The 24070-nt window shown below is 42.8% G+C and carries 23 protein-coding genes and 2 pseudogenes; 10 read left to right on the top strand and 15 right to left on the bottom strand.

Annotated elements, in window-relative coordinates; all coding sequences use genetic code 11:
- Positions 1 to 433 precede the first annotated feature (433 nt).
- From A8L45_RS06090 to A8L45_RS06070, 7 genes and pseudogenes are all read right to left on the bottom strand, one after another.
- Positions 434 to 1177 carry a hypothetical protein gene (locus A8L45_RS06090; RefSeq protein WP_068900264.1) on the bottom strand — a complete coding sequence of 248 codons (744 nt, stop codon included), beginning with the start codon at positions 1175 to 1177 and terminating at the stop codon, positions 434 to 436.
- A 1146-nt stretch (positions 1178 to 2323) separates the two neighbouring features.
- Positions 2324 to 2953 (bottom strand): hypothetical protein, encoded by a 630-nt coding sequence (locus A8L45_RS06085; protein WP_068900262.1) that lies wholly within the window; start codon positions 2951 to 2953, stop codon positions 2324 to 2326.
- Positions 2954 to 3836: 883 nt separating this feature from the next.
- Positions 3837 to 4415, bottom strand: coding sequence for a methylated-DNA--[protein]-cysteine S-methyltransferase (locus tag A8L45_RS25215; protein ID WP_245680658.1), 579 nt, complete (start codon positions 4413 to 4415; stop codon positions 3837 to 3839).
- Positions 4398 to 4928: pseudogene (locus A8L45_RS25210) on the bottom strand (bifunctional transcriptional activator/DNA repair enzyme AdaA); the annotation flags it as partial. The gene A8L45_RS25215 and the pseudogene A8L45_RS25210, both read right to left, overlap by 18 nt.
- A 118-nt stretch (positions 4929 to 5046) precedes the next feature.
- Positions 5047 to 5415 (bottom strand): DUF6151 family protein, encoded by a 369-nt coding sequence (locus A8L45_RS25205; protein ID WP_281181494.1) that lies wholly within the window; start codon positions 5413 to 5415, stop codon positions 5047 to 5049.
- Positions 5416 to 5444: 29 nt separating this feature from the next.
- The gene (locus tag A8L45_RS25480; protein ID WP_175401925.1) at positions 5445 to 5612 is read right to left on the bottom strand and encodes a DUF6151 family protein; all 168 of its coding nucleotides are present in this window, start codon (positions 5610 to 5612) and stop codon (positions 5445 to 5447) included.
- Positions 5613 to 5679: 67 nt separating this feature from the next.
- A complete protein-coding gene (locus tag A8L45_RS06070; protein ID WP_068900257.1) occupies positions 5680 to 6054 on the bottom strand; it encodes a nuclear transport factor 2 family protein in 375 nt (124 codons plus the stop codon).
- 251 nt (positions 6055 to 6305) lie between these two features.
- Between A8L45_RS06070 and A8L45_RS06065 the strand changes: the two genes are divergently transcribed.
- Positions 6306 to 6695, top strand: a complete 390-nt coding sequence (locus tag A8L45_RS06065; protein WP_245680653.1) for a hypothetical protein — start codon at positions 6306 to 6308, stop codon at positions 6693 to 6695.
- Positions 6696 to 6871: 176 nt separating this feature from the next.
- Here the strand turns inward: A8L45_RS06065 and A8L45_RS06060 are convergent, their stop codons facing one another.
- A complete protein-coding gene (locus A8L45_RS06060; protein WP_068900253.1) occupies positions 6872 to 7996 on the bottom strand; it encodes a peptidyl-alpha-hydroxyglycine alpha-amidating lyase family protein in 1125 nt (374 codons plus the stop codon).
- A gap of 404 nt (positions 7997 to 8400) precedes the next feature.
- On the opposite strand from A8L45_RS06060, the gene A8L45_RS06055 reads away from it, so the two are divergent.
- The 4 genes from A8L45_RS06055 to A8L45_RS06040 all read left to right on the top strand — a co-directional run bounded on the left by A8L45_RS06055 (position 8401) and on the right by A8L45_RS06040 (position 11761).
- Positions 8401 to 9294: an NAD-dependent epimerase/dehydratase family protein gene (locus A8L45_RS06055; RefSeq protein WP_068900252.1), complete on the top strand. Its 894-nt coding sequence runs from the start codon at positions 8401 to 8403 to the stop codon at positions 9292 to 9294.
- 146 nt (positions 9295 to 9440) lie between these two features.
- On the top strand, positions 9441 to 10016 hold the full coding sequence (locus tag A8L45_RS06050) for an NADPH-dependent FMN reductase (protein ID WP_068900250.1): 576 nt from the start codon (positions 9441 to 9443) through the stop codon (positions 10014 to 10016).
- A 524-nt stretch (positions 10017 to 10540) separates the two neighbouring features.
- Positions 10541 to 11284, top strand: coding sequence for a metallophosphoesterase family protein (locus A8L45_RS06045; protein WP_068900248.1), 744 nt, complete (start codon positions 10541 to 10543; stop codon positions 11282 to 11284).
- A gap of 54 nt (positions 11285 to 11338) precedes the next feature.
- Positions 11339 to 11761 carry a GNAT family N-acetyltransferase gene (locus tag A8L45_RS06040; RefSeq protein WP_068900246.1) on the top strand — a complete coding sequence of 141 codons (423 nt, stop codon included), beginning with the start codon at positions 11339 to 11341 and terminating at the stop codon, positions 11759 to 11761.
- 55 nt (positions 11762 to 11816) lie between these two features.
- On the opposite strand, the gene A8L45_RS24455 is transcribed toward A8L45_RS06040, so the two are convergent.
- The 5 genes and pseudogenes from A8L45_RS24455 to A8L45_RS06020 form a co-directional block, all read right to left on the bottom strand.
- Entirely contained in the window at positions 11817 to 11993 is a 177-nt protein-coding gene (locus A8L45_RS24455; RefSeq protein WP_175401924.1) for a hypothetical protein, read from the bottom strand.
- Positions 11994 to 12092: 99 nt separating this feature from the next.
- Entirely contained in the window at positions 12093 to 12839 is a 747-nt protein-coding gene (locus tag A8L45_RS06035) for a sulfite exporter TauE/SafE family protein (RefSeq protein WP_175401923.1), read from the bottom strand.
- Positions 12840 to 13209: 370 nt separating this feature from the next.
- Positions 13210 to 13413: pseudogene (locus tag A8L45_RS06030) on the bottom strand (sulfite exporter TauE/SafE family protein); the annotation flags it as partial.
- 17 nt (positions 13414 to 13430) lie between these two features.
- Positions 13431 to 14942, bottom strand: coding sequence for a CoA-acylating methylmalonate-semialdehyde dehydrogenase (locus A8L45_RS06025; protein ID WP_068900241.1), 1512 nt, complete (start codon positions 14940 to 14942; stop codon positions 13431 to 13433).
- Between the two features lie 77 nt (positions 14943 to 15019).
- Positions 15020 to 16957: a bifunctional 5-dehydro-2-deoxygluconokinase/5-dehydro-2-deoxyphosphogluconate aldolase gene (locus A8L45_RS06020; protein ID WP_068900239.1), complete on the bottom strand. Its 1938-nt coding sequence runs from the start codon at positions 16955 to 16957 to the stop codon at positions 15020 to 15022.
- A gap of 573 nt (positions 16958 to 17530) precedes the next feature.
- On the opposite strand from A8L45_RS06020, the gene A8L45_RS06015 reads away from it, so the two are divergent.
- Complete coding sequence (locus A8L45_RS06015) at positions 17531 to 18367, top strand: MurR/RpiR family transcriptional regulator (RefSeq protein ID WP_068900237.1); 837 nt, start codon at positions 17531 to 17533, stop codon at positions 18365 to 18367.
- Here the strand turns inward: A8L45_RS06015 and iolG are convergent.
- Together iolG and iolB are read right to left on the bottom strand one after the other, a co-directional pair.
- Positions 18364 to 19350 (bottom strand): inositol 2-dehydrogenase, encoded by a 987-nt coding sequence (gene iolG / locus A8L45_RS06010; protein ID WP_068900235.1) that lies wholly within the window; start codon positions 19348 to 19350, stop codon positions 18364 to 18366. The genes A8L45_RS06015 and iolG overlap by 4 nt on opposite strands.
- Before the next feature lie 67 nt (positions 19351 to 19417).
- Positions 19418 to 20254 (bottom strand): 5-deoxy-glucuronate isomerase, encoded by an 837-nt coding sequence (gene iolB / locus A8L45_RS06005; protein WP_068900233.1) that lies wholly within the window; start codon positions 20252 to 20254, stop codon positions 19418 to 19420.
- 372 nt (positions 20255 to 20626) lie between these two features.
- On the opposite strand from iolB, the gene A8L45_RS06000 reads away from it, so the two are divergent.
- The 4 genes from A8L45_RS06000 to A8L45_RS05985 all read left to right on the top strand — a co-directional run bounded on the left by A8L45_RS06000 (position 20627) and on the right by A8L45_RS05985 (position 23867).
- Positions 20627 to 21532 (top strand): DoxX family protein, encoded by a 906-nt coding sequence (locus A8L45_RS06000; protein WP_068900231.1) that lies wholly within the window; start codon positions 20627 to 20629, stop codon positions 21530 to 21532.
- Between the two features lie 177 nt (positions 21533 to 21709).
- Positions 21710 to 22234 (top strand): RNA polymerase sigma factor, encoded by a 525-nt coding sequence (locus A8L45_RS05995; RefSeq protein WP_068900230.1) that lies wholly within the window; start codon positions 21710 to 21712, stop codon positions 22232 to 22234.
- Positions 22231 to 22788: a hypothetical protein gene (locus tag A8L45_RS05990; protein WP_139122320.1), complete on the top strand. Its 558-nt coding sequence runs from the start codon at positions 22231 to 22233 to the stop codon at positions 22786 to 22788. The genes A8L45_RS05995 and A8L45_RS05990 overlap by 4 nt, the downstream gene beginning before the upstream one ends.
- 263 nt (positions 22789 to 23051) lie before the next feature.
- Positions 23052 to 23867 carry a hypothetical protein gene (locus A8L45_RS05985; protein ID WP_068900226.1) on the top strand — a complete coding sequence of 272 codons (816 nt, stop codon included), beginning with the start codon at positions 23052 to 23054 and terminating at the stop codon, positions 23865 to 23867.
- The last annotated feature ends 203 nt before the right edge of the window (positions 23868 to 24070 follow it).

The following is a 24070-nucleotide window of genomic DNA, read 5'->3' as shown; positions in this document are numbered from 1 at the left end:
ATCAATAATTTTTTTAGACTTTTGATGTATTAATATATAGATAAATTATTCTATAGAGCTCGCTGAGATTTCATATATTTAAAGGAACGGTTAGAGAAAGGGTGAATGAAGATGGTTTAGTGAGGTGTTTTAATGAAGTTGGTTCGATGAAATAGCGAGTTACCACGGCTGATTTAATAACCAATCTACGAGCAAATTGTATTTCAACGTGACATCGATGTTAGAATCTAAAAGTGGCAGACCTTACTTGTCGAATCGCATGTTTTGAGCGTTTGCTGGCTCACGGAATCACTTCACGACAAGTAGAAATTATTTTGGGTAAACACGCTGGCTATTCACACGCACCACCGGTCAGACTAAAACACAATCGACCACCGTTAATACATGCGCAATAACCAGCAAGCTAAGATATGACGTTGTTGGTGCGGAGCGCTTATGCTGCAGCTTCTTCGCCACCGCCTCCTTCAGCCTTCTTACCTAGTATTAAATCTGCGAGTTGCCCCAAGCCCGGAATACCTTTGAAACCATCAACGGCACCGCCGACGAGGTCATTTTTATCGTCGGGAAGTGCGCCTACAATTTTACCGGCAAATTCAAGAAGCTTTCCACCGATATCACCAACTCCCGGAAGTATCTTTTCTAGGAATGGGAGTGCTGCTTTACCGCCTTCCACTGCAAGCTCCCCGGCATTTTGCAGAGAAGGGTTGTTCCACAAATCTTGCTTCTTCTCAAACACACCGCCCAGACCAAGCATATCAGCAATTGATTTGATAACGTTCTGTAGAATTTCCTTTAACACAGGACCAAGCTTTTCAAAAATACCGTCTAAAAAGCCTTTCTTTTCGCCGCCTTCCTTCGCTTCATCTGCTTTACCTGCTTCATCAGCTTTGGCTTCTTCAGGCTTTCCGGCTTCTTTTTTCTCTGCCTTTGGTGGTGCGGCCTCTACTGGTGCTTTTCTAGCTCTTGGAGGTGGAGCTTTCTCAACTGCGGCTTGTTTCATTTGCGTTTCTTTAGCCTGCATCTCAACCTTTTGGGTATTTACTTTCTTTTGCGCCATATCGTTGTCTACTTGTGGCGCACGCGCTTTTTTCTTCGCCATCTCCATTTTCTGGGGGGGCTGCTGCGGCTTATTCGCAGCGCATTTCGTTGTTTTACCAACTCTTGAAACCATAACCATAGCTATCTCCTGACACCAGTTATCCGTTGAAATTAAACGTAGCACCGCCACTGAATGTACCAAGCGTAACAAGGGCAAATTAAGCAAGGGATGCTCTAAGCCTCTATCGCTAGTAATTCCTAGCAACATGACGTTCTAGATATTCTTCACGCACCTAGTTTTAGTTGGGTGAACTTATCTACTGTCATGGCTTGTCGCACCAACTCATCGGTAACACACTGCGTTTGTTTCAAACAGCTGCATATCAGAAATAATGCATAGCAGACTGATGATAGAACAGGAAATATTTTTCAACAAATGAGGAAAGAACAGGAAAATTAGGGGGAGCTTATGTTCTGTTATGTAGCTACTGATATCTACTTTTGTATCTTGTACAGGAGGTTTAAAGATGCGAAGATGATTTTAATCCATTAATTATATTAAAAAAATTTTACATATAATTATTTCATATAATTATTTATCATAGATTTCTAATATTAGACGATTGATTCATATAATAAAAAATAGAAAATTATTTATTCAACTAAAACACTCTAAAGAGAGGTGATTGTTAAAAAAAACAACTAATTAAGGATAACGACTAATATCTTAGTTTCAAATTTAATAAAATTTACATTATCATCATTTAATTAATGAGATTTAAGTCACTTTATTTTTTACTGCTTTCTTTCTTGGAGGAATATTTATTTTCAAAAGAAACTCAATTAAAAAACTCTAAATTAGGGTGATTTTTTTGATTAAATTTAAAAAACTTATCAACATAAAGCATTTCATTATATGTGACAGAGATGCTCACAGTAAAAACTTCTAATTTTATAACATACTAAATTAATATATCAATATATAAACTATACATCTTTAACTCTTAGTACCACTGTGGAATTTTAAATACACATTGAAATATAAATACTCATTTACCCTTCGAAAATTTTAATCTATATATTCTATCATTTACTGGCGCGAATCAGCGAAAATAATTGTCTACTTTAAGGTGTTGATGAGTTATTTATACACTTCAATATCATATATTATGTTGAAAATAGCTCATCATACACTCATAAAAAATTGCTGGTTATTGAAAAGTTTTAATAAAGTATCAAGTACTATAAACAGGGTTAAGCAACAACCAGCTAAACATTTTTTCTATTATCCAAGGAAGAAATTTAATATTCCACCTAGAATGGGTATACCTGAGACAAACTCTTTCGCCTTACCGAAGAAGCCATCTGTTTTTCTATTGGAGAATACGTCATTAAGCGTATTGCCAAAGTCCAAAAATCCTTGCCCTACTTTGTTTACTTTATCTTTCTTTTGTTGGTCATTACCTCCAATCAGATCAGCTGCCAAAGGTAATGCGGCCTGTCCTCCCTCAAGTAATGTATTACCAGCGTTGAATTGGTTGGGCGTACTCCAGAAGTTTCTTACTGAGTCATAAACCTTATCCAGTCCAAGGGCCCCTGCAATTGTCCTTGTTCCAGTTTGGGTAATATCTTTGGCAACTGGCTCAAGCTTTTGCCATGCCATTTTTGCTACATCTTTTACGGCACCGCCAAATTTATTAAAGATACCGCCAAGGAACGACTGATTTTTCTCTGGTACCTGAGCTTTCACTTGCTGAGTTCTGACTTGGTTTCGTTGATCACCAACTGCTTTCGTACTCTGTCCTCCACGTTTAACGTGACATTTTCTAGTCGTCTTAGTTTGTGTTGTTTGGACACTTTCAGTTACTTCCCGACGATATGTTTGGTTTGATCTTGAGATCGCGCTAATAGTCATAAATTCCCTCAAAACATATTAAACACTACATGATTACTGCATTTGATTAGTGGTATTCCTTAAAAGAGCCTACGGTGAAATAAATAAAAACACCGAGCCATTCTCAAATAACAGCGTTATTGCCAGGTACTTTTCACTCACCTAGTGTTAGCTGGGTGAAATAATATGAAGTCAATATATGTGCAGTTTTGAAATCCACTTTAACGACTGATCATTAGCATCGCTTAAATCGCACCATGTATAAGAAAATTGTTTCAGTACAACCAGAATAGAACAAGAAAAGTTTTTCAACAAATTCATAAAAATTAAATAACAATAAATAATATATGTATTTATTAATGTGCATAATTGCCTAATTATTATTATTTACTAAGTTATAACATAAGTAGTGAAATTTAAAACTATCACTAATATACTTAAAAACATTATAATTTATTAATATTTTCTGTTTAAAGGGAACTTTATACACCAATCATATAGATTCAAAAAAAATAACATTAGGGAGATCTAAATTAATGAATTTGTCCTAAAAAGCACATCTTTTCTTATATGCATATCAGTTTATATTTCAAAATTGATACTATTATTGTTTCTTTCATCATGTAAAAGAGATATTCATCACTATGAATTTTGATGTGCGCTATAAGGATCTTGACATTTGATAAGCTGCTGTTGAAATTTTTTTCCTGTGGCTCCGACAGCAGGCTGTGTGTTTTAAGAATGGAAAGGCGAAGATCTTTGCATGATAATACAGCAGCAGCGGTTTCAAGCCTTGCTTTTACCTCTGTGTCGCAACAGGGTGTTAAATCGAACAGTACTTGAACCGTATTTTAATGGTTATGAGGAAATACATTACCTAACGACCGCAGATACTCAAACGCTTCTAGATGGCATATTGAGAGACAGAATCACCACATACCGCCACCAGATTTTCTTTTTCATGAAGTAATAACCAACGCTTTCTCTCCAAGCCGCCGCCGTAGCCTGTAAGCTGACCATTTTTTCCAATTACACGATGGCAAGGTATAACAATGGCAATTCTATTCATACCGTTCGCAGAGGCTACTGCACGAACTGCTTTATTGTTGCCAATTGATTCTGCCTGTTGCTGATATGAGTATGTTTGACCGTATGGTATTTTGCACAGTGCCTGCCACACCGATTGTTGGAATGTAGTACCCGGTGTATCCAGCTTCACAGTAAAGCTCATACGTTCTCCAGCAAAATATTCATTGAGCTCCCTTCTTACTGTCTCAATATGCTGGTTTTCACCGTTCATAATTTTTGCATTAAACAGCCGTTGCAAGTCACTAAACTCAGTTTCTAACATCCTTCTATCTACAAACTCAAGTAAGCACAGGCCTTTGTCAGTCGCGCAAGCAAACATAGGTCCGATGGGCGTCGTCAAGCGGCTTATTAGCACTACATTTTGCCTGTTACATTCTGATGGAGTTGTTCCCATTAGCTTTTTATAGGTATACCCAAAACCACTTAATGAGTCGTAGCCCGCCTCATAGGCCGTGTTTGTTGCACTACTGCCGCTTTTTAACTCTATTAATGCATTATTGATTCTGTACATTCTCTGGAAGGTATGAAAAGTCATTCCATAGTGTGTTTTAAACCAACGCCTGATCTGTTCTGGGTTAATGCCGGTTTGTCGTAATCTGACGTCAGATATCTTTTCTTTTGGGTTGTTCCTCACCAATTCAATCGCCTCACTCACCTGATGCGGGGCCTCATTAGCATTTTCAGTTGGACGACAAATTTTACAAGGCCGAAAACCCGCATCCATAGCCTCTTTATATTTGGTATAGAAGACAACATTTTCTTTTTTTGGCTTCCTCGCACGACAGGTAGCAATACAAAAAATAGATGTTGTTTTCACACCAACATAAAAGGTGCCGGTGAAACTTGCATCACGCTCAACGAGTGCCTGATAAAAAATATTAATCTGCTCTTCATCTGTAACCAGCATGGATATTCCCTTTCAATTCACTATGAAAACAGCAACGGCGTGCCGTGTCACTCACAGAGAAAAACTAACAACTCGCTATTTCATCAACAACCGAAAAATTGACAACTATTTTGTCAACTCACTGACTCAAGATTTCAGGAAGTGCCAAGGCTTGACCTCCTTTCTTATGAAAGGGATTTGGGTGAGTCAATCCATGTAGTTTCCAACGGAGTAGTTTTTTAAGTGTGCCAGCAATGAGAGTGAGCTCATGCCTTTCTTTCATACTCTCAGGAATAGGTCCAACCGCCCGACGCGTATGAACAGCACCTAAAACCGGACCTGCAGTATTCGACAACGCTTGCTTATCATTGAACACATGATCAAAAACACCAACGAATGGAAAGCCGGGGATAGAGTTGGCTAACGGAGTATGGCAGCAAGCTGTAAACCAGCGATACATGCCTTTTGGCGAGAGACGTACACAATGTACATGCTCTTGCCCCGTCACAAGAGTGAGTTTAGCGGGCGGTATTTGAGTCAGAAAAGTACCGCTGATTCGTCCATCACATCCACCCGGCCCAGATGCCGGGCGAAAGCCTGACAGTCAGAACAGTAACAGACCACTCGGTTTGAGGTACGTGACGAGATATTTTGGACTGCAGCAACCACGCTTCGGCAGTCACAGGTTAAATGTAGTTCTGACATTATGAGACTTCCTTTTACTTTTTTAGGTTAAAGAGGCTCAATTTGGGTTAAGGAGATTTAATTTGGGTTAAAGAGATTCAACCCATTGTCTTCGCCACTGCGCCGCCGGGTAAGGTTCCGGCCAATACTCTACCTGCTTACATATTTTGTTCTGGTTAACCGTATGAAACGTGATGGCTCTGTCTGTTCTTTCGCCATTGGTCACGGTCACCTCAGTAACAACATTCTCACCTTCGCTAATAACTTTATGAACAGTAAAAGACCACAACGCATTGGTAGGATAGGCAGAATTGATAGCAATAAAATTCTCTCTGCCCACTATTTTTTCTGCTGTTAACGGCCATTCGCAGACATAGCTTTCAGCCAAAAAATCAGCGGCACGTGAAAAATCATTAGATTCCATCGCCTGCCAGAAAGAGATTACAACGTCTTTGGGTTCCATAGAATATCTCCTTTATTCGCCCCCCTAACTTACTGATAACACTTTACTCAAACCATCTTTGTTATTGAATTTTGCGAGTCTAATTCTCCCCTTTAACGCTTCATCCAAGCATCGAAGAAATTGAGGATTCTTCATATTTTGCTCTTACGATGAACGACATCATTGAAATACTTCTGACCCTATGAATTTTTAGTGGTAAGTCAGTTGCGATGCTGACTACTTTCAAGATACCTTGTGCCTCCAGAAAATACGTGAATTACCGTTTAAACAGTTATTCACGTTACAGTTTCACCATGAAGGTATCGTTCAAAATGAGAAAGACAGACAAGAAGAGAGAAAATGCCCTTAGGACTGTGTTGACGGACGTTTGCGAAATAGCTCAGAGGGAATATCGTGGTTTCGAATGGCTCACACATCTTGTGAACTATGAGAACTTTCCACGCTCTCTGAAAATCATCTGCATTTTTAATACCAACGCGGATTTAGAGCAGGCTGACACTTCAGCATTGAGTGAACTAATAAGGGAAAATCTGGCCTCCATTGAGGTGAAAATCAAAGACATTAACCAACATGTCCGGTTTGATACTGAAGAAATGTGCGAATACGAAAACAATGGCAAATGGAATGAGCGATTGCAGTGATCCGTTTACTACTAAACATACTTTGCCACCTCACTAGACCTTACCGACCTTGTAATAATGAGAGGGGTTTTACAGCCCCGTTTTTTTTCATCTATCTGTGGTCATTGCGCAGTAAAGATAATAAAGAATGCCCCCTTTCCCACAAAGGCCCTCGTATTCAAAAAACAATATGGCGACTAGTGAGATTGCTGTTCAAAGAACTGAACACGATTATTTTTCACCTCTGCAATGTAGACACGCCCATGATCATTAACCGCAATATCATGCGGCAAGTCAATTTTACCGAGTGATTGTCCAAACCCGCTATACCGATCAACAATTTTTCCATCTAGAGTGAGTTTCAAAACTTGACTTCGCTCGACACCATTTTCGAACTCATAAGCGTCTCCGGCATCTACCACGTAAAGGAAGTTATCTTTTCCTATATCCAGACCGTACGGCCTTCCAAGCTCGGGGAAACTCCATGTCTTTATCCATTGTCCCTGCTTGTTGAAAGCCTGAATTCTTGCATTCCTTCTGTCTGCAACATAGATGTTGCCTTGCCTGTCTTTGGCCAAGCCATGCGGTAAGTAAAACTCACCATGCATTTTGCCAAGCTTTGATATCTCCCATTGGAAATTTCCCTCTCCATCAAATTTAACAATGCGGCTATTCCGGAAGCCATCAGCAACAACAAATGAACCGTCGGGGTAAACTTCGACGTCTGTCGGTCTGGCAAACGTATATTTATTTTGCCCACAAGGCAGATTCTTGAGTAGATTTCTCACTTTAAGGCAGGCTTCCATATAAAAAGGATAGTGTTGACCAAAGGTGCGCAATAAGTTTCCCTTCGCGTCAAATTGATACACTTTGTTCAACATAATATCGGTGATCCAAACCTGATCGTTTTCATCGATAGTCAGACCGTGGGGTGACTTAAAATAATGTGCCCCCCACGATGACATCGTCTCATGAGCATCAGCCGAATATACTGTCACGACATCCTTTTCAATGAGGGTATTGTTATTGAATCCATATCCTGAGCGATGGAGAAAAAAGAGATTTCCATTACTATCGATATCGACACCACTACCCGCGCCAGTGGGCAACTGATTTATTGAGGGTAATATGCCTTTGGCAATGAGTTTGCTTTTTCCTCCGAGTTGAGGAGCGTTCGTCTCGGTGATACCGATATCTTTCCACGCATACGCGCCGATAACCGCCAAAAAAGTGAGCAAGGCAACAAGAAACACAGTTATCACGGGAATCACTTTTATTCTTCTCATCTTCCCTTCGCCATCAATTATCTCAAGATAAGACATTAATCATACCTGACTGATTATCTTGATAATATGTTGTTTAAAGCGCTTATCCATAACACGCGATAGTGTCGCCATTTCTCTGCAAACTTGAATCAAATATGAACATTTTCTCTGTATTTTGAGGGGAAACTGATTTGAATCGTTCGAAAGAAAAGACAATCAGTTGATAAGGTTCTACACCACAAACAGGTAACACACTCACCAGGCAAATATATGTGATGAAACGGTTCAATATCTGTTGTTTTTTCATCGAGGAGTGTTCATCGATTGCAGATATGTACAACCGTAACTTGCATCTACTTGTCTCTTATACAACGTTTTATTGTTTATTAAAAAACGACAAAGCAATGCCTTGACCTCAACTGCTATTGAGGTTTTAGCCTAATATTTTCAGGGAGAGACACATGAAGATATTATTGCTCGGCGCAACAGGCACCATTGGGTCTGCTGTATTAAGCGAACTTTTACAACATGATCACGCTGTTCTGGCGTTAGCCCGCTCGGATATCTCCGAGCAAGCCCTACGCCAAACGGGTGCTGAGGTAATACGTGGAGATATTGTTTCCCCCAGTCACTGGTCTACCCACCTTTGCCATGTTGACGCTGTTGTTCATGTCGCAGCGACATTTTGTCAGGACATGGGAGCCATAGACCGCAAACTGATAGATGAGTTAGTTGCTCAGGGAAATAAATTGGGAAGGAAAATTCGATTTATTTACACAGGGGGTGTTTGGCTTTACGGGCATACCGAAAATCAGGTTGTATCAGAAAATAGCCCTTTCAACCCCATCTCAAGTTTTTGTTGGATGATTGAAAACAGTGCCTTGATAACACGTGCCCAATGCTTTGATGCCAATATTATTCATCCTGGCATTGTTTACGACAGAGACTCTGGCGCACTGTCGGGATTTGTTCCTGACAAAGGTCAAATTGAAGTCTGGGGCTCGCTGGAAACACGATGGCCAGTCGTACACGTCAACGATCTCGCTTCAACTTACCGACTAATTCTGGAAAAAGGTTGCGACGGAGAATCTTACAATGTTTGCGGCGAGCAAGGCGTTAAGGTTGGCGATATTGCAGACGCTTATAGAAAGCGATTTGACTTAACAACTCAACCCGTCGTCCGTCCTGTCGAAGACGTCATCGCTGAACACGGCGATTGGGCACTTGGAGCAACATTGGATCAATTAATGAGCGCCGATAAGATTAAAAGAGAGCTGAATTGGCGCGCTCATCACAATGATATTCTCTCTTACATCAATGAACCGAACAGCCCATTCGCAACATCACCCTCTTAATCAACGAACCAATAATTTCGGACAATGTGTGGGAAGAAATATGCTCACCCTCCATTTTACCGTCACTAAAAAACTTATACAGCGGTGCCTCGAAGGCATGGATAACTAGGGCAAGCGCCGCTCAAACCCTCTATATGGATAATCGTATGTATATTCTCGTTTTAAGTTCCAGCCTAGATCCAAACAGTAAAAGTCGTGAACTGGCTAAGCTCTGTGTTTCAGAGATTCACGAACAGAGTTATCAGGCTAAGTATATTGATTTAGCGGAGTGGGATGTACCGAATTTCGACAACGACACAATTTATCAATCCAACCAATATAAACAACTTCACCAACTTACTCATGAAGCTTCTGGCGTTGTTTTGTGCGGCCCCGTATATAACTGGGGGACTTGCTCTGAATTGAAAAAATATATCGAATATGTAGGCTCAACACCGCCCGATGGTAGTCTGACTGGGGCGCTTTTCGATAAGGTCGTGACCTTTGTTCACTCTGCCGGTTTACCTCACTCTTATATGGCACACTCTGCCTTGTCAGTCTCCTTATCGATTGACTTCAAATGTATTATTAACCCCTACAATGTTTACGTGCACGACAGGCATTGGTCTGATGGGAAACTCTCTGACGAACGACGCCCTCGATTAACAAAATCCATGAAGGTGATGACAGAGCTTTGTAGCCTGCTGATTGGCAGAACGTATCGTTCTGGCTGGGAAATATAGTGCTGCTTTAGGAAAGAATCAGCGCACTGGTCGTATATTTTTATTCCCCGGCAAACTGCAAAAAATAGAACTGGGGTGGTTTAATGAAACCGGACGACAGTCGCGCTGTTTCGAGTTTAACGTTGGCAGAACGTGAAAACCTAAAAGCTTAATTGTTTTTTTGCTTTTTTCGTAGATAGCAATTGTTTGAGCACGATGAGAGGGTTATCGTGGAATAATCTCTTAGCTTTGTCGTTACAACATAATTGAGAACTAATAACTGAAGATTAATTCAACATATAGTGGGTATTTATTCGAGCCAGTACATAAGAACAAGCTTGGAATATTTGGTCCAGTTTAACTTGCTTTATATTAGATTTCTATGTGCTGACATGTTTGAGAGGATGGTTATTCAAGCCATGAAGAGGTGAAAAATCCCACTCAGCCTTCGACACACTCCCCTTATACAAAACGTATTTAATATTGAAAGAAAGCCCATGATTTAATTGGGTTTCTATTTCCGGTTAAACCCAAAAAGGTACACGGTGAAAATAGCTGCAATTTCAGATGTTCATAGTAATGTCTATGCCCTTCGGGCAGTGCTGGACGATATAAGAAAGCAAGGTTCAGACATCGTCGTTAACCTTGGTGATATCCTCTACGGGCCTATTGCCCCGAGAGATACCTTTGAATTACTGATGGAAAACGAACTGGTCACGATTCGAGGCAATCAGGATAGACAAATTTATGAAGCCACCGCGGATGAAATTTGCTCAAATCCCACCATGGAATTTATTCATGAGGACTTAGGGACCTTACCATTACAGTGGATGCATACCTTGCCATCTAACCTCACGCTTAATGAATCGGTCTTTTTATGTCACGGCACACCGGATGATGACCTGACATATCTTCTGGAAAATGTCGAAAGCGGTCATGCAGAATTACGAACTGATAGAGACATTATGGCTCTGCTTAATAACCAGAGTGAAGACGTTATTCTCTGTGGGCACACCCACACACCAAGAGCTATCCTGACAAGCTCACAACAACTCATCGTCAATCCCGGAAGCGTCGGCTTACCTGCCTACACAGATGATCTGCCCGTCGTCCATTCAATGGAAAACTACAGTCCACATGCAAGTTATTCAATCGTGGAAAAAGGGGATTTTGGTTGGTCGGTTCAACATAAAAAAGTGGCATATGATCATCGGTCAGCAGCACGCCAGGCCATAAAAAGACAGAGAACAGACTGGGCACATTTTCTCTCCACAGGTAGAGCATTGTAAGCCTTTACCATAAGTGAACATGCACTAAACACTCTCCGTTAGGTAATACAAATTATGAATATTGATTTTGTCTTCGCACCATCTGAAGCGCAGATCTCTCATATATATCAGGGGTTATTAGCGTTTAATGAACCCCATTTTTTCGAAATCCATGAAAGGAGTATCGGTTGTTTTATCAGCAATGAAAAGAATGAAATGCTGGGTGGGTTGACGGGGCGACTGATGTCAAAATGCCTTCATATTAATTATCTATGGCTGCCAGATATGTTACGCGGTAAGGGAATTGGCCGAGAGTTAATTCTCACTGTCGAAAGTGAGGCAAAACACCTGAATATTCACAACATTTACTTAGATACCTATTCATTTCAGGCTCCGGGATTTTATGAAAGGCTCGGATTTCGAGAAGTTGGACGCTATACAGACTTCCCTAAACAAGGTGTCGACAAAATTTTTTACCAAAAAAGCCTGCTGTCGTGAGCTATTCATATTCGGCCATGCAGACCATATAACCGAGTGTAAAACCAAGTTTGACTCACCAAACAACGTGGTTAAAAAGCTCAATCACCTTGTCATATAATGACTGCGTATGCTCGGATGGCTGCCCCTTAGTTCGCCACCCCAGCCACAGGGAGACAATGAAGACGACAACCAGCAAACTGATGATCAACATCAGCGACTTGGTATCACCGGGATTGTTGTCAGATGTCATTCGATGTCTCCCCTAGCTGGTCAACATAAATTCCTGCCACCTTAAAAGGATGAACCAGAGGGGTAATTACACCTGTCACATAGTTGGGAGATAAACCAATCAGCACACCATATAAATGCCGGACACAAACAGAAAACCGAAGCAAAGACGGTAAACCCATTTTTCGCTGGCGATATCCAGCAAAACAATCCCCAGTTTTACGCCAAGAGGGGCCAGCGGCATCAGAATGAGCGATGTAAGAATGTTTTCTACATCAAGTAAACCCAAGCTGGCATAAGGGACAAGCTTCATCGCATTGACAGCAGCAAAAAAGACCGCCATGGTGGCAATCAACTGACGTTTATCGAGCTTTAACGGTAATAAATAAATGCTGGCTGGCGCACCACCAGAATGGATGGTGGTACTTGTAAACCCGCTAAGAAGACTCCAAATAGCTGCGCTCAAACGACCGGGCTTTGTTTCTGGCAGCCAGTGCATTGCATAGAAGGTAACAAATGCCAGAGAGATAATACCTAAAAGCAGTTCCATTGCTCTGTTTCCGCTACCCTGAATGAATAAACCAGCCAAGAGCACGCCAAACCCCGCAGGCACTAACATTTGCTTCAAAATCGTAAGATCAGCGAACCTGTAATGGTGTTTTACAGCAAAAGCATCCATCAACAATAAGATAGGTAGTAGAATAGCCGCCGCCTGCTGAACGGGAAGACTGAGAGACATCATGGGAACGGCTACGACGCCCAATGCGCCTCCCAGACCACCTTTTCCTATACCAAATATAAGAACCGCCGGAACAGCGACGAGATAAAAATAGGGATCGGTCACTATCGTTACTGTAACAATGTTCATAAGCCACATGGAGACAAGAAAGAGACAACGAACAAACTCATGATCAACATCAGCGACTCGATATCACTGGGATAGTTTTCAGATGTCACTCTACATCTCCCCTAAGTGGTCGATCTAAATTTCGGCCGAGTTATTAGGATGAACCTGGGAGATAATTAAACCTGTCACATTGTTGGGATATTAACCATTCAGCACACCATATAGATGCTTAAGGAAAACAAATAGGTGCTTAAAGCAAACAAAAAAGCTGAAGCAATGACGGTAAACCCTTTTCTCGCTGGCGATATCCAACGTCCCCCCCGGTTTCACATTAAGAGGTGCTAGCAGCATCAGAATGAGAGACATAGGAATATTTTCTAAATCCAGAAAACCGATAATGGTGTTTTACAGCAAAGATATCCATTACGAGTAAACTAGGCAGCAATATAGCCGCCGCCTGCTGAACAGGAAGACTGAGGGACATCATAGGGACGGCGACGACGCCTAATGCCCCTCCCAGACCACCTTTTCCGATACCATATATAAGGACCGCCGGAACAGCGGCCAGATAAAAGAAAGGATCGGTCACTATCATTGCTGTGATAGTATTCATCAGCCATGGGTTGGCATAATGAAATCGCTCTTGTGTTTTTCCAGTCTAATACTCGTAGGCCAACGGCTAGTTACCGTCTTCATTCGGGTGTAAAAACGTACCCCATCATTTCCATGTACATTCAATGGCCCAAAAATAGAGCGTTTCCATCCACCAAAACTGTGGAATGCCATGGGTACTGGAATAGGGACATTGACCCCAACCATGCCAGCCAATACATCTTCACTGAAGGCTCTGGCTGTTTCACCATCACGGGTGAAAATCGCGCTGCCATTTCCGTATTCATGTTCATTAATCAGCTCAAGTGCCGTCTGATAATCAGGCGCCCTGACGATAGAAAGCACTGGGCCGAATATTTCGTCACGATAAATAGTCATGTCGGGCTTAACATGGTCAAATAACGTTGGACCAACAAAAAAGCCATTTTCATGTCCGGGTACCGATAAGTCGCGGCCATCGACCACCAGCTCTGCACCCGCCGCTTCCCCTGCATCGATGTAGGAGATGATCTTATCTCTATGCTCGGCAGTAACCACTGGTCCCATATCATTTTCGGGTCCGTCCTGTCTGCCCGGCCCTGTTTTCATTGCTTTGACCTTTTCACTCAGGCGACTGACGACATCGTCGGCAATATCATCACCCACTGCGACCACAACTGACAATGCCATGCATCTCTCACCGGCAGCACCGAAACCTGCACCCATAATTGCCCCTGCCGCCATATCAAGATCGGCGTCCGGCATAAGTACACAATGGTTTTTCGCACCGCCCAACGCCTGACATCGCTTACCATGCGCTGAGGCTGTCGAGTAGATATATTCAGCGATGGGAGTGGAGCCAACGAAACTGACAGCCTGTACTCTTTTGTCAGTGAGAAGAACATCTACGGCTTCTTTATCACCCTGAACAACATTGAACACTCCGTCAGGCAAACCTGCCTCTTTAAGCAAGGCCGCAATGCGAAGAGATACCGAGGGGTCTTTTTCTGAGGGTTTAAGAACGAACGTATTTCCTGTGGCGAGAGCAATGGGGAACATCCACATTGACACCATCACGGGAAAGTTAAATGGCGTAATACCAACACAGACACCCAGCGGCTGCATCAGAGAGTGGCTATCGACACCTGTACCAACGTTTGCTGAATTTTCGCCCTTTTGGAGATGCGGAATTCCACAAGCAAACTCGACCACCTCAAGTCCACGGGTTAATTCGCCAAGAGCATCTGAATGCACTTTTCCGTGCTCGTCGGTGATCATTTTTGCCAGCTCATCCATGTTCGCTTCCAATAAGGATTTGAACCTAAACATGACCCTTGCCCGGCGCAGAGGTGGCGTTTTTGCCCACGCTTTTGCAGCCTGAAAGGCAGACGTGACAGCCTTTTCCGCTTCCTCTGCCGAGCTCAAGGCAACCTGACGGATCTGTTCACCCGTGGCAGGATTGAAGATAGGACTGAACCTACCACTTTGATTTTCAGACACCTCTCCTTGGATAAAATTGTGTACTGTTTCCATCTTTCGCTCCCTGTCATAATCTGTCGAACAGCAGGCATGTAACCAGTTAACGGCGACCACCTCCTGAATATCATGTGTTACTGTTTCCGCTTTCTCCAGTAATCAATCATGGTGATATAGTTGTTTTTAACTTGCTCAATCAGCTCATTGTCATCAATCTTTGCAGCTAACCATTGGCGTGATGGTTCACCAAATAGTGTTCGTCCCACCGCAAATCCCCGAACATAACGACTGCTGACTGTTTCCTTAAATCCTTCCGCCAATACCGACATGGGTGCATCAAGACCCAAAATAACAACCCCCTGACAATGTGGGTCATACTCATCAATTAACTTATCTACCTGTTGCCAGCCTGCAGCCTTGAGGGGGGGTAACTTCCACCAGTCCGGCTTGATACCTAACTCGTATACCCGGTTCACCACCCGTCGATATTGTTCATCGTCTGCTTTCAGGTCAGTTCTGTCTCTCGGCAATACAATTTCGAGAAGCATCTCATTACCGGTGTGGCAACAGGCCTGATAGATTTCCTGTATCTTATTTTCCTGCTCCTCGCACAGACTTTGCTTGTCGTCAGGGTGATAAAACATCAGGCATTTCACTATTTGTTCTTTAGGCCATCGACTCAGGTAAGTACCGATATTGCCATGCTCCAGCCTGAGAGGGCGCGAGCCCGGCAGCTCCACGGGTCGGCCAACCCAGAATCGACCCAGATTTTTATCATTAAGACCAGTCACCTGGTTAAGAACGTCCTGGCCAAAGGTGCTATCACAAAGGACCCCAGCGTTATCCCGCAACCCCGCGCTGGCGGCACCGCTTTTTGCTGCTTTCCATAGCAAGTTTTTCAAATAAGGAATGTGTTCAATAGAGACATCGGCGTTATTGACCATATCCACAAACTGCGCCCGATGATCGAACGCCATCACACACACCTCTTGCCACTTTTGCTCTCTTTTGGTGACCCGATGTAAGTGATTCAGTTGGGTATCTTTATCTGGCCTCGGAACCTCTTCCCAACGCGCGAGATAATTATCCAGCTCCTCTCTCGTCGGCATGGCGGGCGAACATCCGTGCCGGGAAACAACCAGAGCACCACAGGCGTTGGCATATTGACAGCTCTTCTCCCACGATTCTCCGTTCAAATAACCGCGCAATAAACCCGACATAAAGGCATCACCCGCACCAAGCACATTGAGCACATCAACCCGAACTCCCTTCACTGTCACTCCCTGATCAAGATTGTTCGGGATAGTGTCGGTGAACACACTGCAACCCAACGCACCGCGTTTACAGACCAGTTCAGCATCAGTATGCATTCGCACTTTTTTTAAAGCCGCAACAGTATCAGTGTCTCCACCAGCAATGTGGAACTCCTCTTCAGTACCCACAATCAGGTCAAAGAGCGATAGCACTTGCTGTAGCTTGGTTGTCACTGCACCTGACTCAATGAACCGGGTCTCACCATCTCCATGAGATGTTAGCCCCCAAAGAACAGGCCGATAATCGATATCGAGTGCCGTTTTAACCCGGTGTTTCTTCGCATACTCAAGCGCTTTGAGCACGGCTTCTCTGGTCTGTGGATGTGACAGGTGGGTACCGGTTATCGCCAGACAACGGGACGACGCTATGTATTCTTCAGATATATCATCCACAGATATGGCCATATCTGCACAGTTTTCACGAAAGAAGATGAGAGGGAAGGTATCCTTGTCTTTGATCCCTAACACCACTAACCCAGTCAGGCGATCAGGATCTGTGATCAAATACTGGGTGTCTACGCCTGCTCTCTCAAGCTCTTCCCTGACAAAACGTCCCATGTGTTCATCACCCACCCTTGCCAGCATACCGGACCGCAGGCCCTGAATTGCTGTACCGTATGCGAGATTCCCCGACGAACCACCGAGATATTTTGAAAAAGTTCGCATGTCCTCAAGCTTTGCTCCAATTTGATCGCCGTATAGATCAACAGCAACTCGGCCCATGCATATTACGTCCAATGTTTTCTCCGGTCCCACCATAATCCCTTTCCTGTCTCCACCTGAATGAAATATTCATTTCAACCATTATCTCACTGGGTCTCAAAGACCTTTCCGATAGCACATCACTACTTTGCCACAGATAAAATGAAACGTTTATTTCATTTTATATTAAGATCGAAATAAACGAATGGCAACAGAATTGTGCGAATTTTAATCGTATTGATTTTCAGGAGCGGGAATCTCGGTTTGACCTCTTTTGCACGACGTTAAATCTGCTCTAGTAATATCGCAAGACATCCTCAAATCACAAAATATACGTTTCCAGTTCTTTTTTCTTACTCACTCCCTCGAAGCAACTTGCCGTTTTATCTGGTTTACTAACATGATATGAAATATTAATTTCACATCGTGTTAAAATTGAAATGCTTGTTGATTAAAAAACTGTCTGATTTTCGAGTCAACTGAAAATGAAACCTTGAATATGGACAAGACTGTAAAAGTTAACCGTAATTTACCGTATGCTATTCATTGCATAATAGCTGACTAACATCCCACAACACTGAATTACAGGACGTGTTGCGAGTGTATTTACTCAACCAATTAGGATTTCAGATGACCACAATAGCCACATCTTTCAGCGAACTGGAAGAACAAATCTGTCAACGCTTCGACTCTCTCAGTAAACGTTTAAGACAGGTGGGTCGGTACTTGCTTGATAATCAAGAACGTGTGGCATTTGATACCGTGGCAGTTATTGCAGAACAGGCCGATGTTCCCCCATCAACCTTAATTCGTTTTGCCCGTGCATTCGGTTTCTCTGGCTTTAACGAAATGAAGACCCTGTTCAGGGCTGCACTTGTGGAGGGCACGAGTAACTACAATGAACGTCGTCGTCTTTTTATTGAGCTGGAGGAAGAACCGTTAGATCCTGAGTCACCGCCTGATATTCTCCATCGATTCGCAAAAGCCAACGCGGACGCTCTCGAACAACTTGTCTCATTAGTAAATGACGAAGATTTAAAACGTGCTGTTACTATTCTGAATCAGGCAGACACCATCCATATACTCGCGGCAGGACGATCATTTAATGTCGGTGTCTATTTGGCGTATGCACTTCGTCATCTCGGTAGGAAAGCGCTTCTCATTGACGGACTTGGCGGAATGTTTGAAGAGCAAGTCAGTATGATTTCTGCCAAGGACGCCGTTGTTGCAATCTCTTTTTCACCTTATGCAAGCCAGACAAAATCCAGTATCGAGTCTATTTCTAAAATAGGCTGTCAGCTTATCTCACTCACAGACAGCGCTGTCAGTCCGCTGTCCGGGCCTTCGGATGTATGCTTTGTTATCAAAGAAGCCAGTGTTGAGGGATTCAGGTCCCAGTCTGCCACGCTCTGCGTGACACAGACGCTCACAGTTTCACTGGCTGCCCTTAGTGATAAGCAAGATTAGAGGCTGACTTTTTTGTTGGTACTCATTGATAACAATGCCGCCTCCGCCAGCTCTAATGCTTTTTTCCCGTCTTCGCCGGTACAGGTGAGATCGGCATTACCGTCGAGCACATCAACAAAATGTTGTAACTCAATACGGTATGCCTCTTTGTAGCGCTCAAGAAAAAAGTGCATAGGTAACGAACTTTCACAGCTGTCCGCACTGAACATATCCAGTTCGGACTCTTTGACATTATTGACTCTCAGTAGGCCTTTGCTGCCATGAAACTCAAGACGCTGATCATAGCCATATCCGGAGCGACGACTATTAATAATGGTCACTAACGCACCTGAGGCAAATTCAAGCACAACTACCGCCGTATCAACATCCCCCGCCTCACCGATTTCTGCATCAATCAAGTTACCACCATGGGCTGATACAGAAACGACATCTTCTCCCATCATAAATCGGGCCATGTCAAAGTCGTGAATTGTCATATCACGGAACATTCCACCTGATACCTCAACGTAACTCACTGGTGGAGGCGAAGGGTCACGGGAGATGATGGTCAGCGACTCTGCTTTACCGATCACCCCTGATTCATAATGCTCACGCATCGCACTTATATTCGGATCAAAACGGCGATTAAATCCCACCATCAACAATGCCCCATGCGACGAGACAATCTCAAGACAGCGGTTAACGCGATCTAGACTTAAATCTATCGGCTTTTCACAAAAAATCGCTTTTCCGTGTTTTGATGCCAGCTCTATCAATTCTGCGTGAGTGTCTGTCGCGGAACAAATGAAAACGACATGAATGTTTTCATCTGTCATCACACCTTCTACTGTCCCTACGATCGCATCTACCGATGTCGCTAGTGCATTCGCTGCATACTCAAAAGGATCTACCACAGCAGCGACCCGACATTTGGGGTGAGCATGAATATTGGCAGCGTGTATTTTTCCTATTCGACCTGCACCGAACATAGCAATGTTATACATTTATTCTCCCAGAAACGTCCTCTAGAACCATTTCGTTCATTGACGCTTTCAGCTTGTTATCGAATGGTTATTTCGCGCTTTTTGACAATTTTTGCCTGTAAGCATCGGTATTTACCCATTGATGGTCATCCTCCCAACTGAACAACCATTTACGCACTGGACCGGCCATAACATTGAGGTAATAGCTGTCATAGCCTGCGATAGTGGCCACCGGATGATATCCACGGGGAACCATCACCACGTCACCGTCATACACAGCCATACACTCATCAAGGTCCCGGTCGTCGGTATACACCCGCTGAAAGCAGAACCCTTTCTCCGGTCTGAGTCTGTGATAATAGGTTTCTTCCAGCAAGGTCTCGTCCGGTGGTGTATCGCGGTCGTGTTTATGACTGGGGTAAGAACTCGTACAACCCTCATCCGTATAAACCTCAACAACTAATAAGCTATCTGCATCTTTGCTGTCAGGTAGAATATTATGGACAAAGCGTTTGTTGTTTCCCTGTCCTCGGGCTTCACTGCCCACTTGCTCCGGTGTAATAATGCGGGATGGATAAGTGCCTTTGCCGGGAGCACGACACACGGCTAGCTCAAGGCATGTTTTCGCCGTTAAAGTGACACTGTCATTTACCGTGAGATATAGAGACCAAGGGGGTAAACGCTCAAACGGATCCATCCGCTCACCCATACTCTGAGTTGCCAGGTTGTTTAACGCAATATCTGCCAGTCCTGACACCAGCACCAAACACAATTCGTTATCCGTATCATGAAACGATAACTGCTGCCCTTTATCTAGGTAATAGACCTGAAAGCCGACATAACTCCATCCAGCGCTTTCAGGCGTGATATTCTGAATACACCCATCAGCGTTGACGCTTTTTCGTTTTGAAAGTAACTCTGACACAGACCTCTCCCTGCTAACAATGAACCCCAGCCAGACATCCCATCTCTACACTCACTGCAATATGCAGGTATTGCCGATGTTGAAACGACTGTACGTCATGTTGATACACCTCAACATCAGAATTTTAGAACAGTATGTCCATGATCATAAATAATGAAATATAAATTTCATTATTGCTTACAGTGAAATGATTCATAGGTATCGCTCTCAAGACAACGCCAACACATTTTTCACCTTCGCCACTGACAAAAATTGAGGAAATGAACACAGCCAATGGCAAGAAGGTTTTTATTTATAAAGAGAGTGCAATCAAACGCCACTGTCACTCGTTAATTCCATAACAACACCAACCATTAAATGTGGAGGAAATACATGAACGCAGAGCATGAGCGGTTAGAATTAGGAGCATTGTTACTTCGGGTGGGGCTTGGAATGGTGTTTATCATTGGTGGTTTGTCAAAATTAAGCCAATTGCTGTCCAGCAGCAAACAACAAGCCATGGTAGATAATTACATGGGAACAACAGGCTATATCAATGAGTTATTTCAGGACTACTTGTTCACTAATGACCTGCTCACTCCATGGTTTTTCCTCACTACCCTGTCTGCATTTGAATTATTTTCAGGTATCGCACTTGCCATCGGTTTCTTCGTTCGTCCACTCGCCCTTTTCTATGGCTTCTTACTCTGGACATTTGTCGTTTCCTTACCTGTTGACACCGTGCCCGGTGCATCAGTAGGCGTTAATACCTACACCTCCCCTGCTATGTTTGTCCAAATCCGCGATATCACGCTATCCGGCATGATGTTCGTCCTTTTCAATCTCGGTGCGGGATTAAAAAGCGTTGACCGCAACTGGCTGAACCCACCCACAGACACTAACTGGCAAGCTATCGGTCTTCTGCTGCGATTTTCTCTTGGCATGACATTCATTGTCGGTGGTTTCTTTGGTGCTTATAGCAAAATTCCAACATTTGCTGTCTACCCACCTGTTTTAGCGATCATTGGCTTACTATTGATTTTTGGTTCAGGGAGGGGGGTTAAAGTCGCAGGCATAGTAACCATTGCCGTTATGATTTGGTTCATGTTCAACAAACTTTCGTTAGACAAGGGGATCATCGCAAACTTGAACGGCTTTAAACGAGAGTTTGCTCTGGCTGCCGCAGGAGGAGTATTGGCGTTGCTGGGTGGTGGCGACCGCTTCACCCTGACAGACCTCCAAATACGCGCTAAAACCACCCTGACTTTCACCCGCGTGAACGCACATAGCAGTCGCTAATGACCAGACAAGGAGAGCTCTGGTATCAGTAACCGTGGCAGTCGGCATCCATTGAAAACGAACTGAGTACATCAGGAGAAAAAAGGGATTGAGTTTACAATAACCATTCCCTCACCCTCCTTACATTTTTGGAATGTCGGCAAAATAGAGGGTTACTTATATTGGGGAAAGCAATCTATGTTCACACTATCAGAAAAAAAGAACAATCGACGTTTTTCGAAGCCTTTGTTGAATTCGCTTTACCGCTATGCATTTTCTTTATGTCACAACGAGGCGCAAGCTTTCGATTTAGTGCAAATATGTTGTGAGAAAATACTGCGTGTCAAGGAGGCAGAAAAACAGACAAAGAAGTACATGTTGTCGGTCATACGAAACAGTTTCATCGACCAATGTCGTAAAGAGCAACTTGAATTCAAAACTCATCAAGATCTGTTTCCAGCCTACGATGTATCGGAATGCGCGCAGATCATAGAGAGTCTCGATGCAATAATTATCGACCAGCAGCATGTCTCAATCATCATGGATAAAGTGTCGCATCGAGAAAGAGAGTTGCTGTATTTATGGGCTGTAGAGGGACTGACATTTCAGGAGATCGCCTATCTTACGGATCAACCCAGAGGCACCCTTTTGTCAAAATTAAGTCGTCTAAAGAAAAGACTGACCCGTCAATTTAGTTACCTTTTCGAGAGAGTATCCGAGTGATGAACAGCGACAGACAAAATAAGCTAAAGAAGAAAATGGTTAATTATTACTCAGGCATTAACCTTACAAACGAGCAAATTGAAGAACTCACTTCACCTCGCATGGAAAAGTCTCGATATCCTATGCTGGCATACACATTTGCCTCAGTATTGCTGATTCTTTGCGTTTTCTTTTTTACTACAAAGAACACCCTGCTGTCAGTCACCGAGGAGATTGCTTATAACCATAAAACGAATATGCAAATTGAAGTTGCCAGTGAGTCTTTATCAGAAATTAGTCTTCACCTGAATCGACTGGATTTTTCACTGATCAATACAACATTCTTCGAAAACGATAAATGGCGTTTAATTGGTGGTCGCTACTGCAGTATTGGTGGAAAAATTGCGGCACAGTTAAAAGTGTTTAATATCACAGAACAAAAAACCTATACCTTTTATCAAGCCAAAATACCCTCAAACCTCAATATTGAAAGAGAGAGGAAGACATTGCATGTCGATGGAGTTGACGTGACTCTTTGGCGAGAAAATGGACTTTTGCTCGGATTGGCAAGATAAAAAACAACAAAGACACAAGACTGATTGATTTCATAAACCCATTAAATCAAAGTTTTAGAACGACAGGCATCAAATACAATACTGATGAAGTCTCAGATATTTTCAAATAGGTAATTTAAAGTCTCTTATTTGAATAATTAGACTTAAAAAAGATACAAAATACGAATCGATACCTACATTATCGGGAGAAACGGGTAACGAGAGAGGAGGCACTTGGGCACTGGTTTATACTTAACGAGTGAACCCATTGCGAGGATGATCGATTGAGTACTCCCCCAATATATAATGTCAACAAAACTGGCCTGAAGGTGGGTAATGTAGACGCAACAAAGGACTCAGATGAGGACTCGACGCCGACTGATTCGCAAGATGAGTGCGACGAAAATACACCATCATCAAAAATAAGTGAAATATTGGAGAAGTACAGCAACTACTTGGCATTGGTCACCTCTTTATCAGGTGAAACGTACATCAATGAGTTAGCCGTTAACAGTGATACCCGTGTTGTTGGTATTCACCTAGTCAATCACGAGTCACTCTCCAAAAAGCTCACACGTTATTTCAGGAAGCGAGGAAGAAAACTGTCCTCATATCCTGAGCTAGCCAGTACCCAAGTCGTCAATGCCGAAAAAGCACTTGAACACCAACAGCTTCTTATACGAATGACTCCTTCAGGTGGAAAGTCGATACAGTGTGTTAGGGGAAATGTCATAGAAAAAGACGATTTTATCGAGGGAGGACAATATTTTAGCTGGTATTCAGAACAGCCTCAATGGATGAAAAATTGGCTAATAGACAATGATTTTGTCGCAAACGAAGAGCATGAAGGACACGTTAAAGATCTCAAGCGTGTTCAGACTGATAGCAAAACACACACGCAGCCTGCAGCAAACGTCTCGGATGGCGAGCAACTTGATACGGTAAAAAATACAGAAAAAAAAGATAGTCCCCCAGCCTCACGCCAAACTCCCAGTGTCAAAGAGCTTACCGAACGATTAAATAGATTGAGATGTATGCTATCATACCCTGATTCATCAACTCAATCTGCATTTCAAAAACCGAAGAAAGATACCAAATAAGAGACACCAGCCTCACTATTGTTGATATGAAACCAGTTGAAAAAAGAGTCATCTGTTAGATATTTAATATAAGAAATTAATTAGGTTATTTACTCAAATAAAATGAGAGATCTCTACCTACTCTTATATTATACAAATTAATAGATTCGAATATAAAAGCTTATCAATGTAATAAGCACACTTTTATAAACTCTAACAATACA

Origin of the sequence: Veronia pacifica (assembly GCF_001707825.1) — a bacterium.
Classification (GTDB): domain Bacteria; phylum Pseudomonadota; class Gammaproteobacteria; order Enterobacterales; family Vibrionaceae; genus Veronia; species Veronia pacifica.
This window is presented reverse-complemented; position numbering and strand designations above follow the sequence as displayed.